Source organism: Lysobacter capsici, assembly GCF_014779555.2.
In the GTDB taxonomy this organism is placed as follows: Bacteria; Pseudomonadota; Gammaproteobacteria; order Xanthomonadales; family Xanthomonadaceae; genus Lysobacter; species Lysobacter capsici.
This window is the reverse complement of the sequence record NZ_CP094357.1, coordinates 4969875-4987835: the sequence shown is the minus strand read 5'-3', so window position 1 is coordinate 4987835 and position 17961 is coordinate 4969875. Positions and strand designations below refer to the sequence as shown.

At 66.7% G+C, this 17961-nt stretch carries 11 protein-coding genes; 4 read left to right on the top strand and 7 right to left on the bottom strand.

The features are described 5' to 3' along the window. Positions 1–19: 19 nt before the first annotated feature. The 6 genes from IEQ11_RS20460 to IEQ11_RS20435 all read right to left on the bottom strand — a co-directional run bounded on the left by IEQ11_RS20460 (position 20) and on the right by IEQ11_RS20435 (position 10647). A complete protein-coding gene (locus IEQ11_RS20460; RefSeq protein ID WP_425494651.1) occupies positions 20–382 on the bottom strand; it encodes an SH3 domain-containing protein in 363 nt (120 codons plus the stop codon). Further along, on the bottom strand, positions 375–1406 hold the full coding sequence (locus IEQ11_RS20455) for an alpha-ketoacid dehydrogenase subunit beta (protein ID WP_046657893.1): 1032 nt from the start codon (positions 1404–1406) through the stop codon (positions 375–377). The genes IEQ11_RS20460 and IEQ11_RS20455 overlap by 8 nt, the downstream gene beginning before the upstream one ends. Continuing rightward, entirely contained in the window at positions 1403–2476 is a 1074-nt protein-coding gene (pdhA, locus tag IEQ11_RS20450) for a pyruvate dehydrogenase (acetyl-transferring) E1 component subunit alpha (protein WP_036106687.1), read from the bottom strand. The genes IEQ11_RS20455 and pdhA overlap by 4 nt, the downstream gene beginning before the upstream one ends. A 579-nt stretch (positions 2477–3055) precedes the next feature. Further along, on the bottom strand, positions 3056–3283 hold the full coding sequence (locus IEQ11_RS20445; protein ID WP_191822788.1) for a hypothetical protein: 228 nt from the start codon (positions 3281–3283) through the stop codon (positions 3056–3058). Between the two features lie 25 nt (positions 3284–3308). After that, on the bottom strand, positions 3309–6800 hold the full coding sequence (locus tag IEQ11_RS20440) for a lamin tail domain-containing protein (RefSeq protein WP_191822789.1): 3492 nt from the start codon (positions 6798–6800) through the stop codon (positions 3309–3311). A gap of 265 nt (positions 6801–7065) precedes the next feature. Then, positions 7066–10647, bottom strand: a complete 3582-nt coding sequence (locus IEQ11_RS20435) for a lamin tail domain-containing protein (protein WP_191822790.1) — start codon at positions 10645–10647, stop codon at positions 7066–7068. A gap of 195 nt (positions 10648–10842) precedes the next feature. Here IEQ11_RS20435 and IEQ11_RS20430 point away from each other — a divergent pair, with 195 nt between their 5' ends. Then, complete coding sequence (locus tag IEQ11_RS20430; RefSeq protein WP_191822791.1) at positions 10843–11787, top strand: tryptophan 2,3-dioxygenase; 945 nt, start codon at positions 10843–10845, stop codon at positions 11785–11787. Between the two features lie 510 nt (positions 11788–12297). Further along, positions 12298–13839, top strand: a complete 1542-nt coding sequence (locus IEQ11_RS20425) for a peptide MFS transporter (RefSeq protein ID WP_036106689.1) — start codon at positions 12298–12300, stop codon at positions 13837–13839. 1183 nt (positions 13840–15022) lie between these two features. Here IEQ11_RS20425 and IEQ11_RS20420 read toward each other — a convergent pair. Further along, complete coding sequence (locus IEQ11_RS20420; protein ID WP_191822028.1) at positions 15023–15583, bottom strand: MarR family winged helix-turn-helix transcriptional regulator; 561 nt, start codon at positions 15581–15583, stop codon at positions 15023–15025. A gap of 98 nt (positions 15584–15681) precedes the next feature. Between IEQ11_RS20420 and hppD the strand changes: the two genes are divergently transcribed. Both hppD and IEQ11_RS20410 read left to right on the top strand, forming a co-directional pair. After that, positions 15682–16773 carry a 4-hydroxyphenylpyruvate dioxygenase gene (hppD, locus tag IEQ11_RS20415; RefSeq protein ID WP_096415825.1) on the top strand — a complete coding sequence of 364 codons (1092 nt, stop codon included), beginning with the start codon at positions 15682–15684 and terminating at the stop codon, positions 16771–16773. A gap of 40 nt (positions 16774–16813) precedes the next feature. After that, on the top strand, positions 16814–17869 hold the full coding sequence (locus IEQ11_RS20410; protein WP_191822027.1) for a hypothetical protein: 1056 nt from the start codon (positions 16814–16816) through the stop codon (positions 17867–17869). Positions 17870–17961 lie beyond the last annotated feature (92 nt).

Below are 17961 nucleotides of genomic sequence, written 5' to 3'. Positions count from 1 at the left end.
AGGGAATTGGGACGCGGCGTCACGACGCATCGTCCTGGATGACTTGCAGATGGCGCGCGGGCACCCAGCCCTGAGCGCCGTCCTCGCGTTGCGCCCACCACCAGCCGCCGAGTTCGTCGTGCAGCCGCAGCGACTGGCCGACCGACACGTCGAGTTCGCGCGCGTCGTAGCTGGCCAGCGTTTCGGCGCGCTCGGCGTCGAGCGGGCGCAGCAGATCGCACGGCGCCCAGCCGGCGCGTTCGTCGGCCAGGCGGGTCCACACGTAAGCGGGCCACTCGTGGTCGCGTTCGCCCAAGTGCACGATCTCACCCGCGTCGAAGCGGATGGGGTCGTGGTACCTGGTGCGGTAATCGGCGACCACGAGCGCGCGCATCTCAGCCATGGCCGAGCGCGCGTTTGGCCGCCGCGACGATCTTGTCGACGCTGGGCAGGTACTTCATTTCCAGGCGGAACAGCGGGATGTGGGTGTCGTAGCCGGTGACCCGTTCGACCGGCGCGAGCAGGTCGTACATCGACTCCTCGGCCAGGCGCGCGGCGATCTCGGCGCCGAAGCCGGCGGTGCGCGGGGCTTCGTGCACGATCACGCAGCGGCCGGTCTTGGCGACCGATTCGGCGATGGTGGCGAAGTCCAGCGGCTTGAGCGTGGCGACGTCGATCACTTCGCAGCTGATCCCTTCGCCGGCCAGTTTCTCGGCCGCTTCCAGGGTTTCCTTGACCTGCGCGCCCCAGCTGACCAGGGTGATGTCGGTGCCATCACGCAGCACATAACAAACGTCCAGCGGCAGCGCTTCGCCGTCGTCGGCGACCACTTCCTTGTACTGGCGGTAGATGCGCTTGGGTTCGTAGAAGATCACCGGATCGGGATCGCGGATCGCGGCCAACAACAAGCCGTAAGCGCGCGCGGGCGAGGACGGCAGCACCACGCGCAGGCCCGGCACGTTGGTGAACAACGACTCGTTGGCTTCGCTGTGATGTTCCGGCGCGCGGATACCGCCGCCCCACGGCACCCGCAGCACCATCGGGCAGGTCAGGCGGCCGCGGGTGCGGTGCCGGAAACGCGCGGCGTGGCAGATGATGTGATCGAGCATCGGATAGACGAAGCCGTCGAACTGCGCTTCGGCCACCGGCTTCATGCCCTGCGCGGCCAGGCCGACGGTGAGGCCGGCGATGGTGGTTTCGTCCAGCGGCGTGTCGAGCACGCGCTCGCTGCCGAAGATCTGCTGCAGGCCGGCGGTGGCGCGGAACACGCCGCCGTTGACGCCGACGTCCTCGCCGAGCACCAGCACGGTGCTGTCGTGGCGCATCTCGTAAGCGAGCGCTTGAGTGATCGCTTCGATCAGGGTGATCGCGGCGGGCGTGGCGACCGGCTGACTCGTATCCACGTTGGCTTTCGTCGCGACGTTCATCGACGACCCTCCAGAGCAAGTACTTCGGCGCGCTGCGCTTGCAGATCCGCGGGCATGTCGCCGTACAGATAATCGAACATGGCTTCCACCGGCTGCACCGGCGTTTCCAGGTAGGCGTTGATCTCGATGTCGACCTTCTTGCCGCATTCTTCGGCCCAGGCTTTTTCGAGTTCTTCGTTCCACACGCCCTGATCGGTGAGATAGGTGCGCAGGCGCGGCATCGGATCGCGCGTCCACGCGTCCTTGACCTCGGCATCGTCGCGGTAGCGGCGCGCGTCGTCGGCGGTGGTGTGGTCGTGCAGACGGTAGGTCAGGAATTCGATCACGCTGCCGCCGCCGCCGCTGCGCGCCAGTTCGGCGGCGCGGCGCATGCCTTCGAGCACGGCGATCAGGTCGTTGCCGTCGACCTGCAGGCAATGCAGACCGCCGGCCAGGCCCTTCTGCGCGAGCGTCTTGGCGCCGGTCTGCGCCTTGCGCGGCACCGAGATCGCCCAGCCGTTGTTGATCACGCACAGGATCAGCGGCAGTTCGTACGCGCCGGCGGAATTGAGCGCGGCGTAGAAGTCGGTCTTGGACGAACCGCCGTCGCCGCAGCAGGCGACCGCGAGGTTTTGTTCCTTGCGCAGCTTGAACGCCAGCGCGGCGCCGGCCGCGTGCAGGCACTGCGTGGAGATCGGCACCGACCAGGCGAAGTCCTTGCGCGGACCGGCGAAGTCGTTGCCGCGTTCGTCGCCGCCCCAGTACATCAGCACTTCGCGCGGTTGCACGCCGCGCATGAACTGGGCGCCGTATTCGCGATAGCTCGGCGCGAACACGTCGTCGGGCTGCATCGATGCGCCGATGCCGACATGGGTGGCTTCGTGGCCCAGGCAGGCGGCATAGGTGCCGAGCTTGCCGGTGCGTTGCAGGGCGATGGCCTTGGTATCGAAGGTGCGCACGAACAGCATCTGCTTGAACAGCGGCAGCAGCGTGTTGGCGTCCTTGAACGCGGCCGGGATCTCGGCGACGGGTTTACCGTCGGCACCGAGGTATTGCAGGTATTCGATTTCGAACGTCGCGGCGACGGTCATCGGGGAGGGTCCTCACGGGTGGGGATGAGGTCCGAATCGTTCCGGTCCCGGATCCAGTGCCGGGCGCGCTGGTCAGCTTCAGACGGCTGGGTCCGGTCGCTCCGTTCCAGTGCGGAGTCAGCCGGGCCGGGCTAAAGCCGCAGCGCCCGCGGCCTTCGATCCGGGCCTGGGGCGCTGCGTCATGGCGCGGATGATACCCAAACGCGTGTTAAGCGCCGTTGCGCGCTGCGGCATGCATTGCGCGCGGAAAACCGCTAGGCGTCGGGCGGCTTGCGGCGAAATCACCGATTTCGTGAACTCGCCCGGAATTCAAACGCGGCGCGCGGGCGATGACGGATCGGAATTTCGTTATGGCGTCGCGACTTGCGTGAGCGACGCGAATTTGCGCGCCAGCCAGGTTTGCGCTAGTCGCGCGCCGTGTCCGCGCGGCTTGCGCGTGTCGCGACGCATCGTGAATCGTCTTGCTGAATGTGACTTGGTTTCGATCCTGCGCGGAACCGAACAGCACGGCGCGGTATGGATATCGATGACAGTTCGTACGCGGCGACGCTTGCGCAGCGGCCTGTTGCGGCAAAGCGGTCAAGCATCGCGGTGGGGCGACGGATCGGACGAACGAAGTGTGCGCGTCGGATGAGGTGCGAGCTTGGCGCGCGACACGATCGGCAACGCGATCAGATCGGAGGCTTGCAAGGTTGGTTCAGGCGCGCGGCGATCGCGACGGCGCATCGCGGCGACACGGCATTCGCTCGACGCGTTCGTCGAGGCAAAAAAAGACCCCGGCGCAAGGCCGGGGTCCAGGTACCGCATGCAGCGATGGATCAGTCGATCGCGATCAGGGCACGAAGCTCGGACGCAGCGACACGTTGGCGAAGGCCGTCGAACCGCCGAGCACGGTGATGAACCAGCTGCCGGCTTGCGGCGCGCCGATCAGGATCACTTCGTTGTTGCCGGTGCGGATCGAACGCTGGTCGTAGTCGCTCGCGGTCGGCGCGCTGCCGCGCTTGGCGTACAGGGCGATGTCGCCGCTGCCGCCGACGGTGACGATGCGCAGGTTGCGCGCACCGGCCGGCACGTCGATGCGGTACACGCGCGCTTCGTTGGCCGCGCCGGACACCAGCACGCTCTGGCCGTTGCTGATCGGCGTGGCCGGCGGACCGGCGGCGACGATGGCGACCGAGGCTTCGGCGCTGTCGTTGGCGGCGACCGGGTCCTGCGAGGTGGTGCTGCCGGCGACCGCGAGCTTGACCGTCTTGCCGGCCAGATCGGCGGTGGCGGTGGCCGACAGCGAGAAGGTGTCCTGAGTGTTCACCGCCAGCTGCGCCTTGCTGCAGGCGACCGAGGTCTTGCCGTTGGCGATCTGCGGTGCATCGCAGGTCCAACCCTGGGCGAACGGGGTCACGGTCAGCGACGGCACTTCGGCGTCGAGGGCGAGACCCAGGCCGACCGCGGTGGCGAGGCCGGGGCCCTGATTGCGCACGTTGACCGCGTAACCGTAAGGCTGGCCCACCGGCACCGGATCGGGCAACGCGCCGGCGCTGACCGCGATGTCGGCGACTTCGCGCGGGAACAGATAGGTCACCACCGGATCATGGTCGGACAGGCGCGAGGGCGAGTCGGCCAGGTTGCGGTTGACCTCCGGGAAGTCGGCGTTGATGCGCGCGTGCGCCGGCACGATGCGGCTGGTGCTGACGACCATCTCTTCGTTGACCAGCACATGGTCCAGGCTCTGCGCCATGCCGTCGAACACGAACGAATAGCGCTCGCTCGGCTCGGTGATGCTGGCCAGGTTGATCAGGTCGGGATTGACCAGATCGGCGCCGTCGCCGGGCACCACGGTGGTGTTGTCCGCGCTCGGCGTGCCGGTGACCACGTTCATCGCATCGACGTAACCGTCGTTGAATTCGAACGCGTTGAAGTCGCCGAGCACGATCAGGCGGGTGGACGGGTTGTCGGTCTGACGCTGGTTGAGGTAGGTCGCCAGGAACTCGGCCTGACGCTGACGCTTGGCGCGGATGCGCTGGCCGTCGGCATCGTCGGTTTCCGCGCCGTTGAGCGAACGCTGATGCACGACCACCACGCTGAGCGGGAAGTCGCGGCCGTCGGCGTAATGCACGATCGCATCGAGCGCGAGCGGCGGACGATCGTTGAGCAGGCTGCTGCCGCCCGCCGGTTCAGTCCACAGCGTGTCCTTGCCGATCTGGGTGACCGACACGACCTGCACGCGCGGCTTGCCCGGCAGTACTTCGCCGGTCTTGACCAGGTAACCCACGTCGATGCCGCCGACGTCGTTGCCTTCCATCAGGTACGCGACGTAGTTCGGGTTCGGCTGGCCGGCGGCCACCGCATCGCTGTTGATGCGCGCGGCGAGGTCCTGCAGCACGGTCAGGTTTTCCACTTCGACCGTGCCGAGGATGTCGGGGGTCTTGAGGAAATCGCGGATGCCCAGCGAGGCCTTCTTCTTGCGCAGTTCGTACGCGGCCGCGGTCAGGATCGGTTCGCCGATCGCCGGGTCGTTAACGGTGTCGAAGAAGCGCTCGAGGTTGTAGCCGGCGACCGAAACCGCATTCGGGTCGACCGTGTCCACCGCCGCGTGCGGCGCCGGACCCGGGGTGACGTTGACCGTCGCGCCCGGATCGATCAGCAGGGTGTAGCGGCGGAAGCCGTAATCCAGCGGGCCGGTCATGCCGGTGATCACCGCGCCGTTGGCCACTTCCAGCTTCGGCGCGCCGAGCGCGTCGCTGTCGACGGTCATCAGCTCGGCGTTGCCGTCCCAGCGCGGGATCGGCGGCGAGGTGCCGCCGCCCGGGATCGGCGTGCCCGGCTGGATGCCCGGCTCGCGGAACGGACGCGGCACGCTGCCGATCACGCCGTGGAAGATGCCGTTGCTGGTGCCGGTCGCGTTGGGCTCGTTGGTGCTGCCCTTGGTCGGCGCGGTCACGGTGAAGCTGTCGATCGCCACGCGCATGGACTCGAAGCGTTCCAGCGCGTCCAGCGGCGAGGTCGGCAGCACCTGCGGCAGCACCACCGGCACCGGCAGGGTGTCGGTGCCGGTCTGGGTGTAGGTGGCGAAGCTGATCTCGGTCAGCGGCAGCTGGCCCAGGTCGGCGGTCGGGATGAACTCGACCACGGTGCCGCTCACGCGCACGCGGTTGCCCACCGTGGCCGCCGCGGTCGGCGCGGTGCTGGTGAACACGTAGATGCCTTCGGAGGTCGCCGGATCCGCGTCGGCCTCGGCGTCGCTGGCCTGGACGAAGAAGCCGTTGCTCTTGCGGCCGGTGACCACGCCCTGGAAGGTCACGGTCTGGCCGGTCAGCGGCGAGGTCGCGCCATTGCCCTGGATGTCGTGGATCGGCACCAGGGTCACGTCATCGTTGGCGATGGTCGCGGTGGCCTGGGCGAACGCCGGCGGGGCCGGCAGGCCGCCGCTGGTGACCTGGACCCGCAACTGGAAGGTCTCGTTGGGTTCCTGGACGGCGTCGCCGTTGACGGTGACCGTCACCGTGCCCGAGCTCTGGCCCTCGGCGATGGTGCCGGTGGCGCCGGTCAGGGCGACGTAGTCGCTGCCCGCGGTGGCGGTGCCGTCGACGGTCGAGGCCGACCAGGCCACGCCGCCCACGCCGGCCGGCTGGCTCAGGCTCAGGTTGAAGACGAACGAGACGGTGCCGCTGTTGCCTTCGTCGAGCGAGACGTCGGCGACCGACAGCACCGGCTGGTTGCCGCCGGCGCAGGCGAAGGCCGGCGCGGCGCTGTTGCGCGGGGTCGGTTCGACGATGTCGAAGTCGGCGCTGTTGTTGTCGGTGTCGGTGCAGCCGTTGTTCTTGCGCACCGCGCCGGTGGCGTTGGCGGTGTTCGCGGTCGGCGTGCCTTCCGAGCAGGTCGCCGCGCCGCCGAAACCGACGGTGTCGATGCGGCCGGCCGGGCAGGCGCCGCTGAGCGCGGTGGCGTTGTTGACCAGCGCCACCTTGCCGGAGGTGCCGGACATCGCGATCGTGCCGACCACGTCGGGCGTGGGCAGCACGTCGGTGCCGCCGGTGCCGTCGGCCTGCTTGACCAGGTAGTAGCCGCCGGGCGCGATCGAGCCGGTCAGCGTGGTGCGCTGCCAGGCGCCGGTGCCGGCGGACGAGTTGTACTGCACGCTCCAGCCGCTCAGATCGACGGCGCTGGCGCCGTTGTTGTGCAGCTCGATGAAATCGCTCTTGTAGCGGGCGCCGTTGTTGCCGCCGCCGCCGTAGACCTGACTGATCACGACCTGCGCCTGCGCCGAACCGGCCGCCGCTAAGGTCAATACCGCCGCCGCCAAAAGGCGGCTCGTGCGCTTGTCCATGTGGTTCCCCATGTGAGCGTCTGCCCGACCTCCCCGGTCGCAGACGGCTGGATTGTGCATCAATACTCACTTTTTGGCGTTGCAGGAGCATGACGCCGGTCACGCTGGGCCTGCCCGCAACCGCCCGGGCACAGGCAGTCAGGCGGCCCGCGCGAGCGCCGGCCCGCGCATGCTGCGACGCAGCAAGAACCCCCGGCTCGCGCCGGGGGCGAAACATCCGGGCCTTGCGTCGGGCCGCGGCGCCGGTGGACGCCGCGGCCGGTGGTCACGGCTGCGGCGCGGGGGCGGGCAGGATTTCGATCGAGGTCTGGGCGGCGTTGTCGGACGGATCGGCATCGAGCGCCGAGGACACCACCGACGTGGACAGCGTGATCGAGCGGCCGGCACGCTCGGGCGTGGCCGAGAAGCTCAGACTCACCGCGTTGCTCGACGGCCCTTGCGGCGAGACGTTCAGGCCGGTGCAGGCCACGCTGGTGCGGCCGTCGGCGGTCACCGGCGGCTCGCAGGTCCAGTTGGACGAATGCACGTTGACCCACAGCGGCTCGACCGGCTCCGACAGGGCCAGGCCCAGGCCGACCTGCCGGGCGACCTGCGGACCGAGGTTTTGCACCTGCGCGGTGAAGGTCGGCTGCATCGACTCGCCGACCCGATGGCTCGGCGCGGAGCGTTGCGCCCACACCCGCAACGACGCCTTTTCGCGCGGCACCAGCCGCACATGCACCGGGTCGGTGTCGCCGCCGCGTATCGCGCTGGCCTCGTCGTCGCGCCATTGCGCCGGGAAGTCGGCGTTGATGCGCACGCGTTCGAGCGCGATCGACTCGGTCTGCATCAGCAGGTTTTCATCGGCCAGCACGTGCTGCAGTTCCTGCCGGCTGCCCTGGTCGATCGACGAGTAGCGCTGGGCCTGGGCCTGAGTCGCGGTGAGATCGATCAAGTCCGGTTCGACCTGGTCGGCGCCGTCGTGCGCGACCATCGTCAGCAACGGATCGCTGGGTTGGCCGATCATCATGCCGACCGGATCGACCAGGCCGTCGTTGAACGCATGCGCCTGGAAATCGCCGAGGAACAACAGCGGCAACGCATCGGCGGCGTGTTGCTGCTGCTGCGCCCATTGCGCCAGGAACTGGGCCTGATCGCGGCGACGTTCGCGCAGACGCTCGGCCCGCACGCTGTCGGCGTCGATGCCGTCGAGCGACTGCAACCGCACCAGCACGATGCGCGCGCGCCATGCGCTGCCGTCGGCGTAGTTGCTGCGCGTGTCGATGACCAGCGGCGGTTGATCGAACAACGCGATCATGCCGCCGCCCGGCGCCTGCGCGAAGGCGTCGGAACCGAGCTGCTTGATCTTGTCCACGATCACCCGCGCGCCGACGTTGACGATCGCGTCGCTGCGCACCAGGAAGCCGAGGTTGGTCGCGTTCGGATCGTTGCCGGGCGGGGCGATGGCGCGGTACTGCGCGGCGGGCTGGCCGTCGCTCATGGCATCGCTGTCGATGCGGTTGGCCAGACGCTGCAGCAACAGCTCGTTCTCGACCCCGCCGATCGCGACGATGTCGGGCATGCGCAGGTTTTCGCGGATGCCGCGCGAGATCTTGCCAAGCCGCCGTTCCAGCGCGAACGGCATCGGCGCGGGCTGGCCCGAACCGGGCGGGCTGCTGAAATCGAACAGATCGCGCAGGTCGTAATGCGCGAGCGTGGTCGCGCGCTGGTCCGGCGCGCCCGCGGCGACCACCGACGGCGTCGGCGGCGATGGCGGCGGCAGCCAGGTCGGCGCATCGGCGTCCAGCACGATGCTGTAGCGGCCGCTGCGATGATCGAGCGGTCCGATCAGGCCGCCGATCGGCGCGCCGGTGGACAGGTCGATCGGCGCATGGCCGGCGGCGGCGCTGTCGACGCCGAGCACTTCGGGATTGCCGTCCCAACGCGGCAGCCAGCCCTGGAACTGGCCCTGCCAATACACCGGATAACGAGTGCCCGGTTCGCGCTCGGGCGCGACGAAGGGCGCGGCCGGATTCTGGCCGCCGTCGACGACGTAAAAGCGCCCGTCGCTGACGCTGTGGCCCGTGCCGATGTCGGTGATCGCGCCGGTCGGTCCGACCACGCGCGTTTGCGGCAACATCACCCGCATGCCTTCGTATTGCTCGTAACCGCGCGCGCCGATGTGGTAGTCCGGCAACAACGGGCTCACCGGCGGCGGCAACATGACCGGCATCGTGCTCAGTTGGGTGACCGAGGGCGAACCGCCGATCGCGGTCATCGATTCGCGCTGCGGATGGTCACCCGGGCTCATCAACTCCATCACCGTGCCGCTCGCGCGCACGCGCTGCGCGCGCCACTGCGGCGACGGCGCCGACGCGGTCTGCACGAACACGCCTTCGGAGGTGTCCGCATCGGCGTCGGCCTGGCCGGCGTCGGCCTGCAGGAAGAACCCGTCCTTGACCACCGAGGTGACGATGCCTTCGACGATCACCCATTGATCGCGCAACGGCGACACCGCGTCGCGGCCCTGCACCTCGTGGATCGGCGTGACGCGCAGGTCGTCGTTGATCAGCGTGGCTTGGGTGTCGAGGTAATCGCCGTTGGCGGCGACCGCGCCGGACGCGACCTTGATCCGCAGGTTGACGGTTTCATCGGCTTCGTAATGCAGATCGCCGAGCACGGGCAGCACGAAGCGGGCGCTGCTCTGTCCGGCGGGAATGACGCCGCTGGGGTCGATCGCGTTGTAGTCCTCGCCCGGCACGGCGCTGCCGCCGGGCAGGATGAGCGCGCTCCACGCGACGCCGCCGGCGCCGGCCGGACGATCCAGCCGCAACTCGAACTCGAACGGCGTGATGGCTTCGTCGCCTTCCTCGCGCGCGACCGGCGACACCGTCAGCGTCGGCGGCGGAGCGCGGTCGTTGTCGCGAATGCTCGCGACGAGGTCGAGGTAATCGCCGTTGGCGGTGATCGCGCCGTTGGCGATCTTGATCTGCAGGTTCACCGTTTCGTCGCTTTCGGCCACGGTGTCGCCCTTGATCGGCAACACGACGCTGGCTTCGGTCTGTCCCGGCGCGATGGTTCCCGACTTGTTGATCGCGAGGTAATCGCCGGCCGGCGAGGCGCTGCCGCCGGCGGTGGTGAACACGCTCCATGCCACGCCGTCGGCGCCGGCCGGACGATCCAGCCGCAGCGTGATCAGCGCATCGGCGTAGCCCGAATCGCCTTCGACGATCTCGCCCACGCTCGCGGTCAGCACCGGCGGCGCCCAGCTCGAACACACCAGCCTGGGCGCGGTGCCGCCGCGCGGCTTGGCGGTGGCGACGATGAAATCGGCGGCGTTGACCTGGCTGTCGGTGCAGCCGCCGTTCTTGCGCAATTGCGCGCCGGCATTGGACGCGGACAAGACCGGCGCGGCGCCTTCGGCGCAATTGGCCGCGCCGTAACCGACGAAATCGATCAGGCCGGTGGGGCAGGCCGCGCTCAAGGTGATGTTGTTCGCGACCAGCGCGACCTTGCCCTGGCCCGGCGTCATCGCGATGCCGCCGCTGGCGTTGACCGGCGGCAGGCTCAGGTTGCCGGCGCCGCTGGCTTGCCGGATCAGGTAATAGCCGCCGGCGGCGATGCTGCCGCTGAGCGGCGTGCGCAGCCAGTTGCCGCTGTTCTGCGCGTATTGCACGCTCCAGCCGTTGAGGCTGACGGCGGCGTCGCCGTTGTTGTGCAACTCGATGAAGTCCGCGTTGTATCCGGTCGTGGCGGTCCCCGCGCCGCCATAGACCTGGGAAATGACCACCTGGGCCTGAGCATCGCCGGCCGAGGCCAACGCCAAAGCGATCCCCGCCGCGAGCGCGCGGCTTGTAAGTTTGTGCATGAATTCCCCTTGGAAAGTGCGCCTGCGGACTGGAGCCGACAGCGTTGCGCTGTACTGTGCAGGCGCGTTTATTTTACGTTCGCGGTGTCGCACCGATCGCGACGGCGTGCCCGCGGCGCATGCCGAGCGCATGCTTTGCGACCCCGCGCCCGGCCCGATGCGCTACGCTTTGCGCCCCTGCCGCGAGCCCCGCCGATGTCCGTCGAGAAGAACCAGCGCGAACTGGAAAGCGGTATCCATACCGACCTGCACGGACGCATCACCTACAGCGGCTATCTGCAGCTGGACAAACTGCTGTCGGCCCAGCGCGGTCTGGCCGATCCCGTGCACCACGACGAGATGCTCTTCATCATCCAGCATCAGGTCTCGGAGCTGTGGATGAAACTGATCGTCCACGAGCTGAGCGCCGCGCTGATCCACCTGCGTCGCGATCAGGTCTGGCAAAGCCAGAAAGTGATCGCGCGCTGCAAGCAGGTGCTGCGCCAGCTGACCGAGCAATGGTCGGTGCTGGAAACGCTGACGCCGTCGGAATACATGGGGTTCCGCGAAACCCTGGGGCCGTCCTCGGGCTTCCAGTCGCTGCAGTACCGCACCATCGAATTCATGCTCGGCAACAAGAACGAGGCGATGCTGCGGGTGTTCGCGCACGACCCCGACGGACAAGTCGAACTCGAGCGCGCGCTGGCGGCGCCGAGCCTGTACGACGAATTCCTGATGTACCTGTCGCGCTTCGGCCACGACATCCCGGCCAGCCATCTGCAGCGCGACTGGCGCCGCCCGCACGTCAGCGACCCGGCGCTGCAGCCGGTGTTCGAGCGCATCTACGAGAACACCGACGTCTACTGGCGCGAGTACGCGCTGTGCGAGGACCTGGTCGACCTGGAGACTCAGTTCCAGCTGTGGCGCTTCCGCCACATGCGCACGGTGATGCGGATCATCGGCTTCAAGCGCGGCACCGGCGGTTCCAGCGGCGTTGGCTTTCTCAAGCAGGCGCTGGAGCTGACGTTCTTTCCGGAGCTGTTCGAGGTGCGCACCAGCATCGGGGTGGCCGGAGGCTACGGCGCGGCCGAGCCCGCGCAGGGCTGCCCGGTCGGTGGCGGTAGCGGTGGCGGTAGCGGCGGCGGGTCTGGCCCGGCCTGAGGTTTGCAGATTTAGCTCCTTCCCCCGCTTGCGGGGGAAGGCTGGGATGGGGGCACGCCGTCCAGCGAGCCCTCACCCGCCGCGCCAGGCGCGGCGACCTCTCCCGCAGGCGGGAGAGGTGCTTTCGACCGCCGAGCGTCAGCGGCGCCCGCGGCTCGCATGAGATCGCGATCACCGCGCCCCCGCATGGCCTCCCTGTAGGAGCGGCGCAAGTCGCGACCGCGAATCCACACCCACCGCGCCGGTATCGAAGAGCGAGCCGCTCGCCCCGCAGAGGTGACAGTTGTCACCCGATCGCCGCACGTACGCGTCCCAAACCCCGAACTTCGCCCATCGGCCGATGCAAAATCCACCCCCATTCAGGCACTTGCAGGCGCAAATGTTGCGCCGCAGCACATCACGACAGGCTTCACAAAGGTTTGACGTGACCGGCCCGCACCGGTAAATCTCCCCGACCCGTGCCGTCGGCGTGGGATTTTCATTCAGTTTCGACACGACAGGGGACACCGCATGAGCGGAGCCGCACCAGCCACCCAGGGCACCGCGCCCATCCCGGATTTCTCGCAGCGACTCGGGCATCCCAAGCCCTTGTGGATGCTGTTCATGACCGAGTTCTGGGAGCGCTTCGCCTTCTACGGCATCCGCTGGGCACTGGTGCTGTACATCGTGCATCAGTTCCACGGCGGCGACGCCTCCGGCGAAGCCTCGGCCAACCGCGTCTACGGCGCCTACCTGGCCCTGGTCTACGCCGCGGCGATCTTCGGCGGCTATGTCGCCGACCGCATCCTCGGCTATCAACGCTCGATCCTGCTCGGCGCGGTGATCATGGCGACCGGCTTGTTCATGATCGCCTTGCCCAACGAGCAGATCTTCAAGCTCGGCCTGGCCACGATCATCTGCGGCAACGGCCTGTTCAAGCCGAACATCTCGACCATGGTCGGCAAGCTCTACAGCACCGGCGACGAACGCCGCGACTCGGGCTTCACCATCTTCTACATGGGCATCAACCTCGGCGCGATGGTCGCGCCGCTGCTGACCCAGTGGCTGGCGAAGAAGATCTTCGGCAGCGAGACCCTGCCGGACTACAAGATGGTGTTCCTGTCCGCCGGCGTGGGCATGCTGATCAGCCTGGTGTGGTTCTGGTTCGGCCGCCAGCAGTTGCAGGGCATCGGCCGTCCGCCGGAGGGCAAGGCCGAAAAGGCCAAGGTGCTGTACGTGTTCCTCGGCGCGCTGGTCGCGATTCCGATCGTGTACTTCCTGCTCGCCATGGGCGCCAACGCGCTGCAGGGCGTGCTGACCGCGATGTTCCTGGGCCTGTGCGGCCTGCTGCTGGTCGAGGGCTTCCGCGAAGGTTCGGTGCAGCGCGACAAGGTGATCGCGATGTTGATCATCTTCACTTTCAACATCCTGTTCTGGATGTTCTTCGAGCAGGCGGGCAGCTCGTTCACCTTCCTCGCCGACAAGATCGTCAACCGCGACATCTTCGGCGCCTCGATGGCCGACTTCGTGTTCAGCATCAGCGGCGAGCGGGTGTTCCCGACCGCGTGGTTCCAGTCGGTCAACTCGGTCGCGATCATCACCCTGGCGCCGCTGATCGCCTGGATCTGGGTGGCGATGGGCCGCGCCAATCCGTCGATCCCGCGCAAGTTCGGCCTGGGCCTGATCTTCAACGGCCTGGCGTTCCTGCTGCTGATGTTCGCGCTGACCAAGCTGGTCGGCGAGGCCGGCAAGATCCCGTTCTGGACCTTGTTCGCGGTGTACTGGATCCAGTCGATCGGCGAGCTGTGCCTGTCGCCGATCGGTCTGTCGATGGTGACCAAGCTGGCGCCGGTGCGTCTGGTCGGTTTCGGCATGGGCGGCTGGTTCCTGTCGACCGGCATCGGCAACAACCTGTCGGGCATTTTCGCCGGCGTGGTCAGTGGCGAGGGCGGCATGACCACGGCCTCGGCGCTGAGCGGTTACACCTTCGGGTTCTGGGCGTTGGTGGGCGCGGGTGGCCTGCTGTTCCTGGTCGCGCCGCTGGTGCAGAAGTTGATGCACGGGGTGAAGTAATCGGGTTGTGCTGATCGCTTGATCGCTCTATCGAAAACGGCAGCTCAGGCTGCCGTTTTCGTTTCTGGAGATCGGGGAGTGGGGCCATGGGTGGTGTCAGCGTTTTTCATCTGATCGTGCTGTTGGGTGTGTTGGGTGTCGGCGTGGCGGTGGTGGGGTTGGTGGTGTTTTTGATCGTTCGGGGGCGCGGGAAATAGTTGAGCCTGCGTCGAAACTTGCATGGAACGAGCTGCGCTTTACTCGTGCTTTGCTCCGGCTTTGCTCAGTCTTTGCTCAGTCTTTGCTCGTGCTTTGAGCACGAAGCCGCGCAGTTCATCCAGCGCTGCGAAGCTTGGAACTCGCGTTAGCAAAAGCACACCCGAAGGGCGGCGCACATGGATGTGCGCCGTGCGCCACCGGGACAGGATGTCCCGTGTGGCGCATGCCCGCGTCTGGACCGATCGCGCGGGCCCTTGATTCACAAAAAAGCATTTTTCTTTGGTTACCTTTCTTTTGTTGCTTTAGACAAAAGAAAGTAACCCGCCCGCTTGCGGGCGGAAGCTGCTGATCTTGCCTCTGGCTTGAAGGCTCTGAAGCTTCAAGCTCTGAAGCTTCAAAGCTTCAAAGCTTCAAAGCTTTGGAGCTTTGGAGCTTCAAAGCTTGGGGCAACATCAAAAGCTTCCGCCGCTAAAGCGGCGGGTAACTTTCTTTTGTCCAAAGCCACAAAAGAAAGTAACCAAAGAAAAAGGCGTTCCTGTTTCGAATCAAGAGCCCGCAAGTGCGGTGCTTACGCGGGGGTAGGCCACACAGGACATCCATGTCCTGGGTGGCCTACGGCACGCATCCATGCGTGCCGCCCTTCGGGCCCGCTATTGCATCGCGAGTTACAAGCCGCGCCGGGCAAGAGCAAATGCGTTGCTAAAGCTAAGCTTCAACAGCAACAGCAACAGCAACAGCAACAGCAAGCCAAGGCAGCAAGGCAGCAAGACGGCAAGACGGCAAGACGGCAAGGCAACAGCATCGATGCTTGGTTGCCAACGTAACCTTCCGCTCAAGCGAAACCGTTTCCCCCTTTGAAAAAGGGGGGCTAGGGGGGATTTGCTCTTGCTATCAAGCCAACGAGGAACTCAGCCGCCGTCAACCAGCTGAAACCAATGCACGCGCCGCCGAAATCTTCAGCGCGAAAAACCTCAACGCGAAAACCTCAGCGCGTATCCGCCGCCATCTCCGCCTCGGCCTGCATCTCCAACTCATCCAGCCGATCCAGCAACCGGAACAGCGCCTCGCGCTCGGCCGGTTCGATATCGACCAACAACCGCTGCTCGAACGCCAACGCCATCGGCGCGACCTCGTCGTAGATCTTGTAGCCGTCCGGCGACAACTGCAGCACCGAACGACGGCGGTCGTCGTCGTGGGTCTCGCGCTCCAGGCGGCCGGCCTCGGTCAGGCGGGCGACCGCGCGGCTGACCGCGACCTTGTCCATCGCGGTGCGCTGGGCGACCTCGTTGGCCGACAGGCCCGGATAACGGCCCAGCACGGCCATGACCCGCCACTCGGTCACGCTCAGCGCGTACCGCTGCGAGTACACCCGCGCGATCGCGCCGCTGACCCGGTTCGACAGCACCGACAGGCGGTACGGCAGGAAGTGCTCGAGGTCGAGCTCGGCATGGCGGGCGCCGCCCACGGCCTTGCTGGTCGCGGCGATCGGGCCGGCGGCCGGGCTCGGCGGGACGGGTGATTCAGGATCCGGATTCGGTCGATTCATGTTGCACTGTGCCTTGCTTATGGTTTCATGTGAAACTATAACGACCCTTTCCCCGAGGCCGTCCGCAGCGGACCTGGCCGCCACCCGAGAACAATGCCATGAATGCACAGCCCAACCTCGGCATGCAGGTCACTACCTTCGAAAATCCGCTCGGCATCGACGGCTTCGAGTTCGTCGAATTCGCCGCGCCCGCCGACCAGGCCGAGCAGCTCCACGCCTATTTCCGCGGCATGGGCTTCACCGCCGTGCTGCGCCACAAGTCGCGGCCGATCACCGTGTACCGCCAGGGCGGGGTGAACTTCCTGATCAACGAGTCGCCCGACAGCTTCGCCTCGGCCTTCGCCCAGGCCCACGGCCCGTGCGCCTGCGGCTTCGCGATCCGCTTCAAGAAGCCGGCCACCGAGGTGTTCGAGGCCGTGCTCGCCAACGGCGGCGAAGCGATCGGCGAGGGCGCCGACACCCGCGCGATCGACGCGCCGGTGGTCAAGGGCATCGGCGATTGCATGCTGTATCTGGTCGACCAGTACGGCGACAAGGGCAGCGCCTACGGCGACTACGAGCCGATCCCGGGCGCCGACCAGAACCCGACCGGGTTCGGCCTGACCTTCATCGACCACCTGACCCACAACCTGTACTTCGGCAACATGCAGAAGTGGTCGGATTACTACGAGCGTCTGTTCAACTTCCGCGAGATCCGCTACTTCGACATCAAGGGCGTCAAGACCGGCCTGGTGTCCAAGGCGATGACCGCGCCGGACGGCGTGGTGCGCATTCCGCTCAACGAATCGAACGATCCGAAGTCGCAGATCAACGAATACCTCGACGCCTACAAGGGCGAGGGCATCCAGCACATCGCCTGCTTCACCGACAACATCTACGAGACCGTCGAGGCGATGCGCGCGCAGAACATCGACTTCCTGGACACGCCGGACACCTATTTCGACGTGATCGACCTGCGCGTGCCCAATCACGGCGAGGACGTGCCGCGTCTGGCCAAGAACAAGATCCTGATCGACGCCGACCCGGAAACCCATCAGCGCAAGCTGCTGCAGATCTTCACCAAGAACGCGATCGGCCCGATCTTCTTCGAGATCATCCAGCGCAAGGGCAACGAAGGCTTCGGCGAGGGCAATTTCCAGGCCCTGTTCGAAAGCATCGAGCGCGATCAGATCCAGCGCGGCGTGCTGTAATGGGCGCCCTGTAACAGGCCCAGGCCGCGAAGGAATCGCCATGCTGAAGGAGCTCGTCGATCTGCTCACGTGCCGGGAGCTCGAGCCGGAGGAGCTGGAATCTAGAGTCGCCGCCATCGAAGGCGCGGCCGACGATCCGCATCTGCACTGGGTGGAGGATCGCGCGCCCGAACGGCTGACGCAGAGTGCAATCATTTCCCATCTCAGCGATTTCATCGCGTACAGCAGCAAGATCGACGAGGTGCATGAGCAGGTCAGCGATTTTTTCGCCGACCCGCTGCCGGACTACCCCTTGCACGAAGACGGCCGCCGTTTCCAGCCGGACGAATATTTCGTCTGGCTGGATCGGCAGTTCGTCCAGCTGATCGGGCAGAAGGGTGGCTACGAGTTGCTGCTGCTCCGCCAGAATCACACTGACTACCTGCACGCAATCACGGTGCTGCGCCCGGATACGGCGCGGATACTGCAACTCGCGGCCGAGTCGGGGCTGATCATCGAACGGGCGACCGAACGCAATCGGATTGGCGTGCCGGAAGTTCCGATGGGTGAAGCGCGGCATGGACCCGGCGCGGTTCGAAATCATGAGGGTGGGGACATGCTGAAGGAACTGGTCGATCTGCTGACCTGCCGCGAGCTCGACGCGGAGGAGCTGGCGTCGTTGGCCGCCTCGATCGAAGGCGCGGCGGACGATCCGGAATTCGAATGGATGGAGGATCCCGAGCCCGACGAGCTCAGGCAGACCGCGCTGGTGTTCAAGCTGATGGAGCACTTCGCGGTCGGCGACAAGATCGACGAGGTGCATGAGCTCATCAGCGAATGGTTCAGTGAGCCGCTGCCGGATTTTCCGGACAAGCCGGACGGTTCCAAGTTGCTGGTCAGCGAGTACTTCGCCTGGCTCGATCCGCTGCTGGCCGAACGCCAGGACAACGGCGGTTACGAGGCCTTGGTGATCGACGATCGCGTCAGCGACAACTTGAACGTCATCCTGGCGTGGCGCGCCGATACGCCGCGGATCCTGGAGCTGGCGACGCAGCTGGCGCTGGTGATCGACCGGTCGCATCCGTATGTGCTCAGTCGCGCCTTGATGGGCGTCTGAGCGGCGCCGGCTCTTGAGGGCGCCGGCTCTCGAGGGTGCCGGCCCGTTCGTATCGATTCATCGCGCCACCGAATGCAAAGCCTCACTTGAAC

What these genes read in the sequence shown, in the direction of transcription:
- IEQ11_RS20460 (WP_425494651.1), bottom strand. Translation starts at nt 382, where the DNA reads ATGGCTGAGATGCGCGCGCTCGTGGTCGCCGATTACCGCACCAGGTAC.
- IEQ11_RS20455 (WP_046657893.1), bottom strand. Translation starts at nt 1,406, where the DNA reads ATGAACGTCGCGACGAAAGCCAACGTGGATACGAGTCAGCCGGTCGCC.
- pdhA (WP_036106687.1), bottom strand. Translation starts at nt 2,476, where the DNA reads ATGACCGTCGCCGCGACGTTCGAAATCGAATACCTGCAATACCTCGGT.
- IEQ11_RS20445 (WP_191822788.1), bottom strand. Translation starts at nt 3,283, where the DNA reads ATGCGGTACCTGGACCCCGGCCTTGCGCCGGGGTCTTTTTTTGCCTCG.
- IEQ11_RS20440 (WP_191822789.1), bottom strand. Translation starts at nt 6,800, where the DNA reads ATGGACAAGCGCACGAGCCGCCTTTTGGCGGCGGCGGTATTGACCTTA.
- IEQ11_RS20435 (WP_191822790.1), bottom strand. Translation starts at nt 10,647, where the DNA reads ATGCACAAACTTACAAGCCGCGCGCTCGCGGCGGGGATCGCTTTGGCG.
- IEQ11_RS20430 (WP_191822791.1), top strand. Translation starts at nt 10,843, where the DNA reads ATGTCCGTCGAGAAGAACCAGCGCGAACTGGAAAGCGGTATCCATACC.
- IEQ11_RS20425 (WP_036106689.1), top strand. Translation starts at nt 12,298, where the DNA reads ATGAGCGGAGCCGCACCAGCCACCCAGGGCACCGCGCCCATCCCGGAT.
- IEQ11_RS20420 (WP_191822028.1), bottom strand. Translation starts at nt 15,583, where the DNA reads ATGAATCGACCGAATCCGGATCCTGAATCACCCGTCCCGCCGAGCCCG.
- hppD (WP_096415825.1), top strand. Translation starts at nt 15,682, where the DNA reads ATGAATGCACAGCCCAACCTCGGCATGCAGGTCACTACCTTCGAAAAT.
- IEQ11_RS20410 (WP_191822027.1), top strand. Translation starts at nt 16,814, where the DNA reads ATGCTGAAGGAGCTCGTCGATCTGCTCACGTGCCGGGAGCTCGAGCCG.